Origin of the sequence: Blautia sp. OM07-19 (assembly GCF_003481595.1) — a bacterium.
Classification (GTDB): domain Bacteria; phylum Bacillota; class Clostridia; order Lachnospirales; family Lachnospiraceae; genus Blautia_A; species Blautia_A intestinihominis.
On record NZ_QULA01000001.1, the window covers coordinates 221814 to 235886 of the forward strand.

The following is a 14073-nucleotide window of genomic DNA, read 5'->3' on the forward strand; positions in this document are numbered from 1 at the left end:
TTCTAAGAAATAAGTACAGGTGAAGTCATCTCAAAATAGGACTCAAAATGACCTGTGAGATAGTAAGTTTGAATTTGGTCATCTGCAATTCAGTTAATTAGATGACTTAATATATAGTAATTGAAATTTGAGCCATAAAATTAGCTTGAAAAGGATGGTCTAATTGAAAGTTAGAGAGAAAAGAGTCATCTGAGATACGAAAAAAGGATGGTTTGATTTATACTTTCGTGGGAATAGGCCATTTGTATGGGAAATGTATACGGGAAAAATGAAGATTCTGTGAAATGCTTTTCAAAAGCATTGACAGCGAAGTGAATAATTATTACAATAAACATATCATAAAAGTATGTTAAATAAGACTGTTACAGTAGAACTAAGATCTATTGTGACAGTCTTTTGTTTGTTAGGGCAAAGCCCGATTTTGCATTGTGGAGTTTTTCGTGATCCGAAAAACGAAACTTTGAAAAACAAATAAACCACTTGCTGTGCTGGTGGTTGAAGTTGCTTCAGCTTACAGTATTATAATAATGATAGGTTCGCCAACCGCATTATTTAACAGAGGAGGTATCCATATGAATAGTAATAGTTTATCACATACAAAATGGAATTGTAAGTATCATATTGTTTTTGCACCAAAATTAAGAGAAGTTTATTCAAATTGAGGCGTTATTGCAAATAAAGATGACAGTAATGCAGCAGCAGAAAGGAAACAAATTATGAAACACGAGAAACTATACATCAATGGCATGACCTGTATTAACTGTCAAACCAGAATAGCATCAGCATTAAATAGTCGAAGTGGAATCACAGAAGTTTCTGTCAGTTATGAAACCGGTACGGCAGAATTTTCCTATGACCCGGAGATGGTCTCACTGGATCAGATCATAACAATGATAGGTGACTTAGGCTACGAGGCATCGGCACAGAATACTTCCAAAAAGAAAGTCATCCTGAAGGCTGTGCGGGAAATCATGATCATTGTGGTGCTGTTTTTCCTGCTGCAGAGATGCGGGATTCTGAACCGGCTTGTGCCGAATTCTCTGGCGGATAGCGAGATGGGGTATGGGATGTTGTTTGTGATCGGACTGATCACTTCCGTTCATTGTATTGCTATGTGCGGCGGAATCAACTTGTCGCAGACACTACAGAAAGATACGTCGACAGAAATCTCAAAGGTCATGTTCCGTAATACTCTGGAATATAACATCGGACGTGTGGTTTCCTATACAGTGATCGGCGGCGTGCTTGGAGCAGTCGGAGCTTTGGCAGGAATCGGCAGTAGTTTACAGACATCTACACTTTTTCAGGGAATACTTAAATTATTCGCAGGGATTATCATGGTAGTCATGGGTGTAAATATGCTTGGGATTTTTCCGGGACTTAGAAGGTTGGCGGTACACATTCCGAACTTCAATAAAAAAACAAAACAAAAATCAGGCAAAAAACCCAGAACTCCATTTTTCATCGGGCTCTGTAATGGTCTCATGCCGTGCGGGCCGCTGCAGTCCATGCAGGTTGTTGCCCTGGTATCTGGAAATCCGCTGGCGGGAGCTTTGTCCATGCTCTGTTTCAGCCTGGGAACTGTTCCACTGATGCTTGGATTCGGTTCCGCAGTATCCATGCTTGGAAAACGATTCACAAGGCAGGTTCTGAAAGCCGGCGCAATTCTGGTAGTGGTCATGGGCCTCTCTATGATGGTGCAGGGCGGTACATTATCAGGTCTGAACAGTAAAGTTACAGGCACACTTATGGCAGAAAATACAGACGTTGATAAGAAAAATACAGATGAGACACAGTACATCACCAGTACCTTACAGTCTGGCAGGAGCTATCCGGACATTACGGTCAAGGCAGGCGAGCCTGTAAAGTGGACTGTCGAGGCCCCGGATGGAAGTGTCAACGGATGCAATTATAAAATCATCCAGCAGGATCTGGGAATAGAATATGCTTTTGATGAGGGCGAAAATGTAATCGAATTCACACCAGAAAAAGCAGGTACTTACACTTACACTTGCTGGATGGGGATGATCACAGGAAAGATTTATGTAGAAAGTTGAGGAAGAAACAATGAAAAGATTTATGATAACAGCAGCAATGGCAGCCATGTTAATGACAACAGCGACAGCGTATGGAAAGGTAGAAAATGTAATGGCAGCAGCTTCCAGCACAACAAAGACAACAGAGAAAAAAGCATCAAAAGCAACCGACGATAAAGAAGATAAAAAAGAAACAACCAAAATAGAAAAAGGCGACAGTCTGACCATTAAAACAGATGACTTATCTGAAGATGCAGCATTTTATCCAATCGAAGTGGACGGAACAGAGATGGAAGTGATCGCGGTAAAAGATGCAGAAGAAATCGTTCGTACTGCATTCAATACCTGCCAGATTTGTTATGATTCGGGCAATGGCTACTACAAGCAGGAAGGAGACAAACTGGTCTGCCAGAACTGCGGTAATTCTTTTGCGATGGATCAGGTCGGAGAAACAGCAGGAGGATGCAATCCATATCCGATCCTGGATGATGATAAAACAGCAACAGAGGATGAAATACAGATTTCCTATGAGTTCCTGAAAGAATCCTCGGATATTTTTGCAAACTGGAAAAGAAAATAGATACTACTTGCTAACTGGCGGTTACTGTTCAAGGGCATGACGGGGGAAAGCAGCATATCTGCACAGGCAGTCCTGCGTTCAGGCACAGTTTTTAAAGCAAACTCCCTGCTGGGCTTACTTACCATCCCCTTGGAGATATTCAGTTTCCCGCCTGTCAGGTCTGACAGGAACCTCCTGCTCTTGTCAATGGAAACACAGCAGTCATTGTTCAAAAGGAACAGGAATGCCCGGATACTCCCATCATAATTCACTTCATCTACAACTCCGGCTGGAAATGCAGCGTGCACCCGTTCGCCTGTCTTCGTGTTATAGTAAACATCTGCATGATATTCCCTTATATTTAGGTACACCTGGAATCCTGCCATCTGTTTTATGATTGTTCTTCCGGTCTTTTTGAAATCACTGTCTTCCAGGACTTTTTCAGGTGCAGGAAGAAGGATGACCGGCTGTGTGGGTTCCTGTTTTTTTCTGCGGTGGCCGGGATGCCCCGGCTGACCGCCCGGTTTCCGTCCTGTTTTTTCCCTGCTGTTTGCGATCTTTTTCCGTTTGATCGACTTAGAGGAAGGAATAGCGGAGTTTTCATAGTCACGATTGATCTGTGCACGCAGTTTCAGGTTTTTCCCCCGTTCTTCTTCCAGTTCAGCAGCTGTTTCATAATACTGCAGACGGATCCCTTTTGCTTTATCCAGTGCATCATCCCGCTGTTTTTCAGCATCCAGTGCACGTTTTTCCATTTTTTTCTGTTCCTGGATTAGTCCTTTCTGGATCTCAATCACTCTGAGATATTCGGCAAGAAGCTCATCCTGTTTTCTGATCTCTTCTTTTAAATCAATGTCCATAAGGCAGCCCTCTCTTTCTTATAGAGAAGTATAGCAGAAACATGGGAAAAAAGCGAATTTCCAGGAATTGTCCTTTCGTCAATATGACTGCGGATAAGCAGGTATTTTGTATCTTGAAAAATAAGGACTATATGGTAAGGCTATAAAAAAATGTACTGTGTAAGATAAAATCCGGTGGATAACTCTTCAAAAAAGAAACAGCAGGAAAGACTATAAACATAATTTTTCCTGCTGGAACTGGTTATCCACAAAACAAAAAATAAATTTCGTCACTTTTTACAATGGGCTATGCATACCCTTGAACAGTAACCAGGGGGAAGGTATGTGGAGATGGTGTGAAAAAGTATATTGCAAATGAGAAGTGCATATGCTATAATGCCAGTAGGCAAAGAGATTACAAGTCCATGCGGACAAAAAGAATGAAGCCCTCAGTAGCACCAATACTGGGGGCTTCTTCTTGCTTTTTATAGTGGACAGGAAAACCACTAGGTTAGAGTTGCCCTATTTGTCTCCGTCTAGCCATTTGCAAACATAGTAGGCAAATATGCTTGCCGTACAGGAGACAAGAAACGAGATTACAGTATCCATGCAGTTCACCTCCTCCCGTTGCCGGGTATCGGTTGGACAACATAACCATTATGTCATAGAACAAAATGTGCAACAAGAGTGAGCGTCAATTATTCTTCAGAGATATACGAAAAATGTATATCTGTGGATATAAAATAGGTATTTGACGCATTATTTACAAAATAAGAGGAGCACCACACAACATGAATGATCTACTAAATAAAATCCGCACCCAATCCGCCACCGCATTCACCCACAGTGGCAAATTCCACGCAGATGACGTTTTTTCATCTGCGCTGTTATTATATTTGAACCCTGAGATCACGATCCTACGCGGCAACCGCGTGCCGGATGACTTCGACGGGATTGTTTTTGATATCGGCAGAGGAAAATATGATCACCACCAGAAAGACAGCAGGATCCGTGAAAATGGCGTCCCATATGCAGCATTTGGACTTCTGTGGGAGGAGCTTGGACCGGAGATCCTTGGCGAAGAACTGGCGCAGAAATTCGATGAAGCTTTCGTGCAGCCGCTTGATAACAACGATAATACCGGTGAGAAGAACGAACTTGCAATTCTGATCGGAAACTTCAACCCGACCTGGGATGCTGAGGGTGGTAACGACGAAGCTTTTTTTCAGGCAGTCAGCGTTGCCGGGATGATTCTGGAAAATAAATTCGAACGATACAGAGGCAACGAACGTGCCGACAAACGAGTAGAAGAAATCTATGCCAGACATCAGCAGGCGTTTCACGACAGAGAAAAGCACAGAGATGACGCAAGAATCCTCACCCTCCCGGAATTTGTTCCCTGCCAGAAATTCCTCTCCGAGACACAGATTGCCTTCGTGATCTTTCCATCTAACAGAGGTGGCTACTGCATTCAGCCTCAGAAAAAAGAATACTCTATGAATTACAAATGCAGTTTCCCGCCAGAATGGCTCGGTCTCGAAAACGAAGAACTCAAGGCAGCAACCGGTCTCAAAACAGCAAATTTCTGCCATAAAGGCGGTTTTCTTATGACTACCGGTGAACTTGCAGATGCAGTACAGGCATGTAAGCTCAGTATGGAACAGTTTCACGAGAAACCTGTAATCGTAAGCTTTGGTGGAGCAGCAGAATACGACGAACTTCTCCACCAGCTCCCTAAATTACAGGCAGCAGAGATCATCCACATAGATTTCCCAGCCCTTCCGGAACTGGAAATCCAGGGAATCTACGCCGAAGTGTCCATGGAGAAACAGGAATGGAAAGTCCGGATCAAAGATCAGGTCAGAAAAATCCTCAAATACAAGCCGGAAGCTGTTTTCGTCGGAGAAAATCTCTTCGCAGCATACCCGATCGTACATGCACTCCGAAAGAAACACATCCCGGTTCTCACAGCAGCAGAAAAAGACGGACAGAAGCTTCTTGTCAGAATTCCATCAGGTTCATAAACGAATAACATCTATAACGCCGCAACACACACTAAAATATACCAAAACAGATTAAAACATACGAAACAAAAGGAGGCTGAACAATATATGATCCGTCTTCAGGACATCGCGGAAATGGCAGGCGTCAGCCGCACCACCGTATCAAATGTCATCAACGGCAAAACCAAAAGGGTTTCCCAGGCAACCATTGATAAAATAACGGCAATCCTCAAAGAACAGAACTATGTCCCACACATGGGCTCCGTGATGCTTTCCGGTCACGGTTCCAGGATCATCGGAGTAGTTTTAGGTTTTGCCTACACGCACGGCATGCAGTCCCTTCAGGACCCGTTCGTAGGCGAACTGATCGGAACTATCCAGAAGGAAACCGAAGAAAAAGGCTACTACGTCATGCTCATCGGCGGAGAAAACATCCAGAATGTAGTGGACATTGCTTCCAAATGGAACGTAGAAGGTCTCATCATCCTCGGTTATGACAAAGATCAGTACCGCAGACTTTCCCGCAAGCTGAACAAAAAAATGATCCTGATCGATGCCTACCCCAAGGGAGCCTACACCTTCCAGAATGTTGGTGTAGACGATTACTCCGGCGGTTATCAGATCGGGGAATACCTCTATTCCCGCGGCTATGAGAAAGCCCTGTTCATCGCAGAAACCGATCAGGACAGCGATTATTACCGCTGGATGGGCTTCAAACAGGCGATGGAGAAGCAAGGGAAATTCTGCAGCCGTTCCCGGTATATCGTCGTCCCGGGTGACAAAAATCCACGTCTTCGGAAATACAGAGAACTCCTTCCACGTTTCCTTGAAGCAAAAGCACTGGCTTTTTCCTCAGATTATGACGCGATCGAGGCGATGAACTTCTTTTTTGATGAGGGGATCAGTGTTCCAGATCAGATTTCCATCACGGGTTACGATGACAGTATATATGCAAGCATGGTCCGGCCGAAGCTGACAACAGTTCATCAGGATATCCAGCAAAAAGCACATCTGGCACTGATACGTCTAATGAAACTGATCCAGGGAGAAAACCTGAAAGAACTAAATGTAAAAAGTCCGGTCTATCTGGTCAAAAGGGATTCTGTCAAAGAATGACAGAGTCCTTCTTTTTTTTGTTCAAAGTGCATAAAAACAGAAGCTAAACTTTGTCTACAATTTAAGTTTCGCGAGAAACCTATTGATTTTATAGAGGCAGTGGGGTTATGATAAACTCACCAAAAGGGAACAGGACAGACGTGTCCGGGGTAATGTTTCGTAAACTTCTGGTGCTGCGCAGCCTTCATACTTGTAAACAAACATCATGGAGGAAAGAAAAGATGAAAAATAAAAAAATTATCAGCGTATTAATGGTTGGTGCCTTAATGGCAGGTATGCTCACTGTAACTGGATGCGGCGGATCTTCCGACGGGGATTCTTCTGCAAAGGGTGGAAAAACAGAGCTGGAACTGTTTTCCAGTAAAGCAGAAAACAAAGACGTTCTTCAGCAGCTTGTAGATAAATTCAATGAAACACATGAGGACGTGACGATCAAGATCACAGCTCCGGCAGATGCAGGAACTGTATTAAAGACAAGAATGGCAAAGAACGATATGCCTGACATCGTAATGATGGGTGGAGACAACAACTATACAGAAGTAGAGAGTGCAGGAATGCTGGTTGACTTAAGTGATCAGGATTACATCTCCAACATCCAGGATTCTTATATGCAGATGGTTTATGACGTAAACAAAGACAAAGAAGAAAAAGCATACGGCGTTCCATACGCAACAAACGCATCTGGTGTCATCTATAACGTAGACAAATTTGAAGAACTCGGGCTTGAAATTCCAAAGACATGGGATGAGTTCATTGACGTACTTGACCAGATCAAAGATGCAGGAGAGCAGCCGCTTCTTATGACTTACAAAGATGCATGGACAAGCCTCTGCCCATGGAACAGCATGGCACCTGATCTTCAGCCGGAAGGATTCACAGACGACCGTAAAGAAGGCAAAACAACATTCGTGGGAACTCACGAAGAGATCGTAGAAAAATATCTGACACTCCTTGACTATGCACAGGATGACTTCATGGGTCTGACTTATGACGATGGAAACAAAGCTTTTGCAAACGGTGATTCAGTCATGATCATCAACGGAAACTGGGCGATCAATCAGTACAAGAGTGCTAATGCAGATCTGAATGTCAACATGTTTGCACTTCCGGCATCCAATGATGAATCCAAAAACTATGTAACATCAGGTGTTGACGTACTTCTTGGCGTATGCAAAGACAGCGCAAACGAAGATATGGCAAAAGAATTCGTTTCCTTCATGATGGAGCCGGAAAACGCACAGACCTATATCGACGATCAGTTCGCATTCTCCGCTATCAAAGGTGTAGAGCAGAACAATGAAACAGTTGCTGGTGTCAAAGAAGATATCGCCAACGGCAAAGTAGCAAACTTTCCGGATCACTACTATCCGTCAGGATTTGATCTTTCCGCACTTATTTCTGAAATGTGCCTGAACTATTCCAATGGAATGGACAATCAGGAAAATATGGACCAGTTCCTGAAACAGTGTGATGAAAAATACGACATCGCTAATGTAGATTAAGTGAGGAGATGATCCCATGAAGAAAAAAACAGCCCGCAAAAGACCTGCTGTTAATAAAGTTTATTACATTTATGTAGGAATCCTTGCAATATTATTCTTTATCTTCCATACGATCCCGTTCCTGAGAGGCGTTTTGTACAGCTTTACGGACTGGAAAGGATATGGAGACTGGAACTTTGTTGGTCTGCGCAACTATCTGCACATGTTCTCAGATGCAGATACAGGAAATGCATACCTGTTCACTTTCAAGTTTGCAGTGATCGCAACGATCCTTGTAAATGTGATCAGTCTGATCCTTGCGTGTGCACTGAATGCGAAGATCAAATTCAAAAACACGATCAAAGCTTTTTACTTTCTTCCATATATGCTTGGAAGCCTGATCGTTGGATTTATTTTTAACTATATTTTTGCAAACCTGATCCCACAGCTCGGAAAGAGCCTCGGGATCCAGGCATTAAGCGTAAACATCCTTGGTACCAATCATGCGATATGGGGAATCATCGCCGTTGCTGTATGGACCGGATGTGCATTCAACACCCTGATCTATATCGCAGGCCTGCAGTCTATTGATACGGATGTGTACGAAGCAGCAGACCTCGACGGAGCAACCGGCTTCCGCAGATTTACCAAGATCACCTTCCCGCTTCTGGCACCATCCTTTACCATCAACATGGTACTTTCTGCAAAAGGATACCTGATGGTTTACGACCAGATCATGGCGATGACAGAAGGTGGACCGGGAACCAGTACAACTTCTATCGCAGTACTTATTTATAAGAAAGGCTTCGGCGGCGGTCAGTTTGCTTACCAGTCAGCCAACGCAGTCATGCTTTTTATCGTAGTAGTATTGATTTCCGTGTTCCAGTTACGTATACTTGAAAAGAGAGAGGAGAAATTAGGATGAAACGTCGTACAGCAAACGTAAAAGAACGTTACAACTGGCCTGTGACCATTCTTCTGATCGCAGGAATCGTGCTGATCATCCTTCTGCCTCTGTATATGGCACTGATGATCGCAATCAAAGATCCGTCAGACATGAACAATATCCTGGCACTTCCGACAAAACTTCGTCTTCAGAACTTTGTCGATGCCTGGAATATGACAAATTTCCCGAGGAAATTTTTTAACACAGCTTTTATTACCGTGATCAACCTGATCTTTACCCTGATCACAAACTCATTCGCAGCATATGCGATCACAAGAAACAGAAAGAAGAGTAAATTCTTCTCAATCATGTATTACTACTTTATCAGTGCAATGTTCATTCCGTTCCAGGTAATCATGCTTCCGTTAGTTGTACAGGCAAATACTTTCCATTTGGACAACATCTACGGAATCACATTCCTGTATATCATCTTCGGTCTGCCGATGAACACCTTCCTTTATACAGGTGCTGTCAAAGCAATCCCGGAGGCACTGGATGAAGCAGCAATGATCGATGGTGCAAACCCGATCCAGACATTCAGCCGGATCATTTTCCCGGTACTGAAACCTACCACTGCAACCGTAGCAATCCTTTCATTTATGTGGACATGGAACGACTTCACCATGCCGCTGGTACTTTTGAGCGATGAGAGTCAGCAGACATTACAGCTTGCACAGTACGTATTCAAAAAACAGTTCTCTGTAGATTACAACCTGGCATTCGCATCCTATCTGCTGGTTCTTGCCCCTGTACTGATCGTATACCTCTTCTGCCAGAAATGGATCATGAACGGTGTGGTTGCCGGTGCGGTTAAGTGAGATACCAGGGTTAAAAGTTCAGAATGTCGTTCCTGCTTGCAGGATAAGACATTTGAACTTGGAACCCGCCAGACATGAGGAAGTAGCGATTTACGGAGTAAATCTGTGGATTCCGAATGGCTGTAGAATTACGTGAGCTGTGCAACAGCGGAGTAATTCGTAGGTATCGGTCAATAAAACAATAATAAATAGGAGGCTTATAGCATGGAGAAAAAATGGTGGAAAGAAAGCGTCGTATATCAGATCTACCCGAAAAGTTTTAATGACAGCAATGGAGATGGTATTGGAGATATCAGAGGAATCATACAGAAACTTGATTATCTGAAAGAACTTGGCGTAAATGTGCTGTGGATCTCTCCAATGCTTGAGTCTCCACAGGATGACAACGGTTACGATATCTCTGATTATCAGAAGATCTACAAAGACTACGGAACAATGGAAGACTACGAAGAACTGCTTGCCGAGGCACACAAACGCGGCATCAAGATCCTGATGGATCTCGTTGTCAATCACACTTCCGATGAACACAACTGGTTCATCGAAAGCCGCAAGTCCAAAGACAATCCGTACCGTGATTACTATATCTGGAAAGAACCGGTCAACGGAAAAGAACCAAACAACTGGGGCGGTGTATTCGGCGGTTCCGCATGGGAATATGATGCCCAGACCCAAATGTATTACCTGCATCTGTTCTCGAAGAAACAGCCGGATCTCAACTGGGAAAACGAAAAAGTCCGCCAGGAAGTTTATGATATGATGACATTCTGGTGTGAAAAAGGAATCGATGGCTTCCGTATGGATGTTATCAGTATGATTTCCAAAGATCAGGCATTTCCGGACGGAGAAATGAACAATAGTCTCTATGGCGATTTTGGACCATATTGCGTACATGGTCCGAGGGTTCATGAATTTCTTCAGGAAATGAACAGAGAAGTACTTTCCAGATATGATATCATGACAGTTGGTGAAACTTCAGGAGTTACTATCGAAGAGGCACAGAAATATGCGGGAGAAGCCGGAAAAGAACTGAATATGGTATTTCAGTTTGAGCATGTGGATAATGGAAGCGGTGATTACGGAAAGTGGACAACTGAGAAATATGATTTCAAAGAGTTCAAGCGCATCATGATCAAATGGCAGGAAGAACTTCAGGGCAAAGCATGGAACAGCCTGTTTCTTGGAAATCATGATCAGCCGAGAAGTGTCAGCCGATTTGGAAATGACAATCCGGCATACAGAGAGACTTCCGCAAAAATGCTGGCAACCTGTCTTCATATGATGCAGGGAACGCCGTATGTATATCAGGGTGAAGAGCTTGGTATGACAAATGTCTACTTCGATAAACTGGAAGACTATCGTGATATTGAGAGTATCAATTTCTTTACAGAACTTACGGAATCAGGACTTATGACTCCGGAATACATGATGAAATGTCTGATGCTGAGAAGTCGTGACAACGCGAGAACTCCGATGCAGTGGGATACTTCCGCGCAGGCAGGATTTACAGACGGTGAGTCCTGGATCAAAGTGAACCCGAACTATAAAGAGATCAATGCGGCGCAGCAGCTCAAAGATCCGAACTCTATTTTCCATTACTATCAGAAACTGATCAGCCTGCGTAAAGAAAAAGACATCATCGTTTATGGTGAGTTTGAACCGCTTTATCGTGACGACGAGCAGATTTTTGCTTACACAAGAAAACTGGATCAGGAAAAACTTCTGACAGTCTGCAATTTCAGTGAAAGAAATGCAGAGATGGAGATTCCGGAAGAATTCAAAGGTGCAGAATGTCTGATCACAAATCTTGACAGAACTGTATTTGAAGGTAAAATTGTTTTGAAACCATATGAGGCATTTGTATTATATAAATAAGAGGGAACACAGAGATGATCAGAAAATACAGATATGGAACTCCGTTTGACACGGAGGCACTGACCGAAAAAATTGAAACAACTGAGGGCGTTTTTCCATATGGAGAGGTCAGTCAGGAAGAGGGATTTGCTTTTACTTATATCATGGACGAAGATGATATCGTCTATGGCCTGGGTGAATCCAACCGCGGAATCAACAAAAGAGGCTACTGCTACATCAGCAACTGCACAGATGATCCGGAGCATACAGAGGACAAGCGTTCTCTGTACGGAGCTCACAACTTCATTATCGTGAGCGGCAAGACGACGTTTGGATTATTTTTTGACTATCCGTCAAAACTGACCTTTGACATCGGATATACCAGAATGGATACCCTTAAAGTATCCTGCGAAAATGCAGATCTGGATATTTACGTGATTGAGGGCGAAAATGCTTATGATATCGTAAAACAGTTCCGTCATGTGATCGGGCGCAGCTACATCCCGCCAAAGTTTGCTTTTGGTTTCGGACAGAGCCGCTGGGGTTACACCACAAAGGAAGATTTCCGCACTGTTGCAAAAGGATATCGCGAGAATCACATCCCGATCGATATGATCTACATGGATATTGATTATATGCAGTCTTTTAAGGATTTCACACTGAGCGAAGAAAACTTCCCGGATTTTCCGGAATTTGTACAGGAAATGAAGGACCAGGGTCTTCGTCTGATTCCAATCATCGATGCCGGAGTCAAGGTCGAACCGGGATACGATGTTTACGAGGAAGGCGTCAGAAACAACTATTTCTGCAAGAGAGAGGACGGAAGTGATTTCGTTGCAGCCGTGTGGCCGGGAGATACTCACTTCCCGGATATGCTGAATAAGGATGCCAGAAAGTGGTTCGGAGACAAATATCGTTTCCTTATTGAACAGGGAATTGAAGGCTTCTGGAACGATATGAACGAGCCGGCAATCTTTTATTCCTCTGAAGGACTTAAAGAAGCAAAAGAACTTGCCGGAGAGTTTGCAAAAGACACAGAAGGCAGGATCCATCCGTGGGATATGCAGGCAAAGATGAAGGGCATTGCAAACAATCCGGAGGATTACAGAAGATTTTACCACAATGTGGATGGCAAAAAAATCCGTCACGACAAAGTGCATAACCTTTTTGGCTACAACATGACAAGAGCAGCAGGGGAAGCCTTTGAGCGCATTGATCCGGAAAAACGTTTCCTGATGTTCTCCAGATCTTCCTACATCGGAATGCACCGTTACGGTGGAATCTGGACCGGTGACAATAAATCCTGGTGGTCACACATTCTTCTTAATCTGAAGATGATGCCATCTCTGAATATGTGCGGTTTCATGTACACAGGTGCCGACCTTGGCGGATTTGGCGCAGATACAACCAGAGATCTGGTGCTCCGTTTCCTTGCTTTGGGTGTATTCACCCCGTTAATGCGTAATCATGCGGCAGAAGGAACCAGAGAGCAGGAATGCTACCAGTTCGAAAACATCGAGGATTTCCGAAATGTCATTAATACCAGATACCGTCTCGTACCGTATCTGTACAGCGAGTACATGAAAGCTGCACTGAACGATGACATGTACTTCAAACCGCTCGGCTTCGTTTATCCGGATGACAAGATGGCGATTCGCGTAGAAGACCAGCTCATCCTCGGAAACGAGATCATGATCGCACCGGTCTACGAGCAGAATGCAAGAGGACGCTACGTTTACCTGCCGGAAGAAATGAAATTCATCAAGTTCCTGCCAGACGGAACCATTTCCGAAGAAATCCTCGCAAAAGGAGTTCACTATGTAGACGTAGCACTCAACGAAGTACCACTCTTCATCAGAAGCGGCAAATGCATCCCGCTCGCAGAAGTGGCAGAGTGCGTGAAAGATATTGATACAGAGCACCTCAAGATGCTTGGCTATGAAGGCAGCAGCTATACTCTGTACGAAGATGACGGAATCCATAAGGATTATAATAAGGAAGAGAATTACAGGGTTCTGACGAAATAGGGTAATATTGAATTTGGATATGTGTGAATGAAAGCAGGGCTGACAGTCTGTTTGGGATTGTTGGCTCTGTTTTTTTTATGTTAAATCTGGAAAAAATTTATGATGAAAGGTAAAAAATACTTGTGTGAGAGGAGAGACGAGAAGGTGTATAGCACAACAAAGAATCAAAAGTATTCCTGTGGAGAGAGCAGTAATCCTAAAATTAAAAGAGTTCATAGTTAATTAAGAAAAGAGATTGCTAGAAAAAGAAAAGTGTGATAATATTTTTTTATAGAATGCGAAAATATGTTCGGGAAAAGGTCAAGAATGAAAATGTGAATACTGATATTCTATTTCATGTTTACGTTGTCCTGTGAAATAAGTGATATATTAGAAATTGTTGTTGATGAATAAAGGA

At 43.3% G+C, this 14073-nt stretch carries 10 protein-coding genes and 1 pseudogene; 10 read left to right on the forward strand and 1 reads right to left on the reverse strand.

What is annotated here, in order from left to right; genetic code table 11:
- Positions 1 to 572 precede the first annotated feature (572 nt).
- From DXC01_RS00990 to DXC01_RS01000, 3 genes and pseudogenes are all read left to right on the forward strand, one after another.
- A pseudogene (locus DXC01_RS00990) lies at positions 573 to 644 on the forward strand (IS200/IS605 family transposase); the annotation flags it as partial.
- Positions 645 to 716: 72 nt separating this feature from the next.
- Positions 717 to 2057, forward strand: coding sequence for an urease accessory protein UreH domain-containing protein (locus DXC01_RS00995; RefSeq protein ID WP_118698025.1), 1341 nt, complete (start codon positions 717 to 719; stop codon positions 2055 to 2057).
- 10 nt (positions 2058 to 2067) lie between these two features.
- The gene (locus DXC01_RS01000; protein WP_118698026.1) at positions 2068 to 2616 is read left to right on the forward strand and encodes a DUF2318 domain-containing protein; all 549 of its coding nucleotides are present in this window, start codon (positions 2068 to 2070) and stop codon (positions 2614 to 2616) included.
- Here the strand turns inward: DXC01_RS01000 and DXC01_RS01005 are convergent.
- Positions 2562 to 3455: a hypothetical protein gene (locus DXC01_RS01005; RefSeq protein ID WP_243111523.1), complete on the reverse strand. Its 894-nt coding sequence runs from the start codon at positions 3453 to 3455 to the stop codon at positions 2562 to 2564. The genes DXC01_RS01000 and DXC01_RS01005 overlap by 55 nt on opposite strands.
- Before the next feature lie 770 nt (positions 3456 to 4225).
- On the opposite strand from DXC01_RS01005, the gene DXC01_RS01010 reads away from it, so the two are divergent.
- From DXC01_RS01010 to DXC01_RS01040, 7 genes are all read left to right on the forward strand, one after another.
- Positions 4226 to 5458, forward strand: a complete 1233-nt coding sequence (locus tag DXC01_RS01010) for an MYG1 family protein (RefSeq protein WP_118698027.1) — start codon at positions 4226 to 4228, stop codon at positions 5456 to 5458.
- An 87-nt stretch (positions 5459 to 5545) separates the two neighbouring features.
- Positions 5546 to 6553 (forward strand): LacI family DNA-binding transcriptional regulator, encoded by a 1008-nt coding sequence (locus DXC01_RS01015; protein ID WP_118698028.1) that lies wholly within the window; start codon positions 5546 to 5548, stop codon positions 6551 to 6553.
- Between the two features lie 221 nt (positions 6554 to 6774).
- Positions 6775 to 8055: an ABC transporter substrate-binding protein gene (locus DXC01_RS01020; protein WP_022213843.1), complete on the forward strand. Its 1281-nt coding sequence runs from the start codon at positions 6775 to 6777 to the stop codon at positions 8053 to 8055.
- A 16-nt stretch (positions 8056 to 8071) separates the two neighbouring features.
- A complete protein-coding gene (locus DXC01_RS01025; RefSeq protein ID WP_118698029.1) occupies positions 8072 to 8959 on the forward strand; it encodes a carbohydrate ABC transporter permease in 888 nt (295 codons plus the stop codon).
- Complete coding sequence (locus DXC01_RS01030; protein WP_118698030.1) at positions 8956 to 9798, forward strand: carbohydrate ABC transporter permease; 843 nt, start codon at positions 8956 to 8958, stop codon at positions 9796 to 9798. Before DXC01_RS01025 ends, DXC01_RS01030 begins: the two co-directional genes overlap by 4 nt.
- Before the next feature lie 204 nt (positions 9799 to 10002).
- Positions 10003 to 11670: a glycoside hydrolase family 13 protein gene (locus tag DXC01_RS01035; RefSeq protein ID WP_118698031.1), complete on the forward strand. Its 1668-nt coding sequence runs from the start codon at positions 10003 to 10005 to the stop codon at positions 11668 to 11670.
- Between the two features lie 14 nt (positions 11671 to 11684).
- Positions 11685 to 13676 (forward strand): glycoside hydrolase family 31 protein, encoded by a 1992-nt coding sequence (locus DXC01_RS01040; protein WP_118698032.1) that lies wholly within the window; start codon positions 11685 to 11687, stop codon positions 13674 to 13676.
- Positions 13677 to 14073: the final 397 nt, after the last annotated feature.

Excerpts from the sequence above, each read along its gene's own strand:
- DXC01_RS00995 (WP_118698025.1), top strand. The coding sequence starts at position 717 with ATGAAACACGAGAAACTATACATCAATGGCATGACCTGTATTAACTGT.
- DXC01_RS01000 (WP_118698026.1), top strand. The coding sequence starts at position 2,068 with ATGAAAAGATTTATGATAACAGCAGCAATGGCAGCCATGTTAATGACA.
- DXC01_RS01005 (WP_243111523.1), bottom strand. The coding sequence starts at position 3,455 with ATGGACATTGATTTAAAAGAAGAGATCAGAAAACAGGATGAGCTTCTT.
- DXC01_RS01010 (WP_118698027.1), top strand. The coding sequence starts at position 4,226 with ATGAATGATCTACTAAATAAAATCCGCACCCAATCCGCCACCGCATTC.
- DXC01_RS01015 (WP_118698028.1), top strand. The coding sequence starts at position 5,546 with ATGATCCGTCTTCAGGACATCGCGGAAATGGCAGGCGTCAGCCGCACC.
- DXC01_RS01020 (WP_022213843.1), top strand. The coding sequence starts at position 6,775 with ATGAAAAATAAAAAAATTATCAGCGTATTAATGGTTGGTGCCTTAATG.
- DXC01_RS01025 (WP_118698029.1), top strand. The coding sequence starts at position 8,072 with ATGAAGAAAAAAACAGCCCGCAAAAGACCTGCTGTTAATAAAGTTTAT.
- DXC01_RS01030 (WP_118698030.1), top strand. The coding sequence starts at position 8,956 with ATGAAACGTCGTACAGCAAACGTAAAAGAACGTTACAACTGGCCTGTG.
- DXC01_RS01035 (WP_118698031.1), top strand. The coding sequence starts at position 10,003 with ATGGAGAAAAAATGGTGGAAAGAAAGCGTCGTATATCAGATCTACCCG.
- DXC01_RS01040 (WP_118698032.1), top strand. The coding sequence starts at position 11,685 with ATGATCAGAAAATACAGATATGGAACTCCGTTTGACACGGAGGCACTG.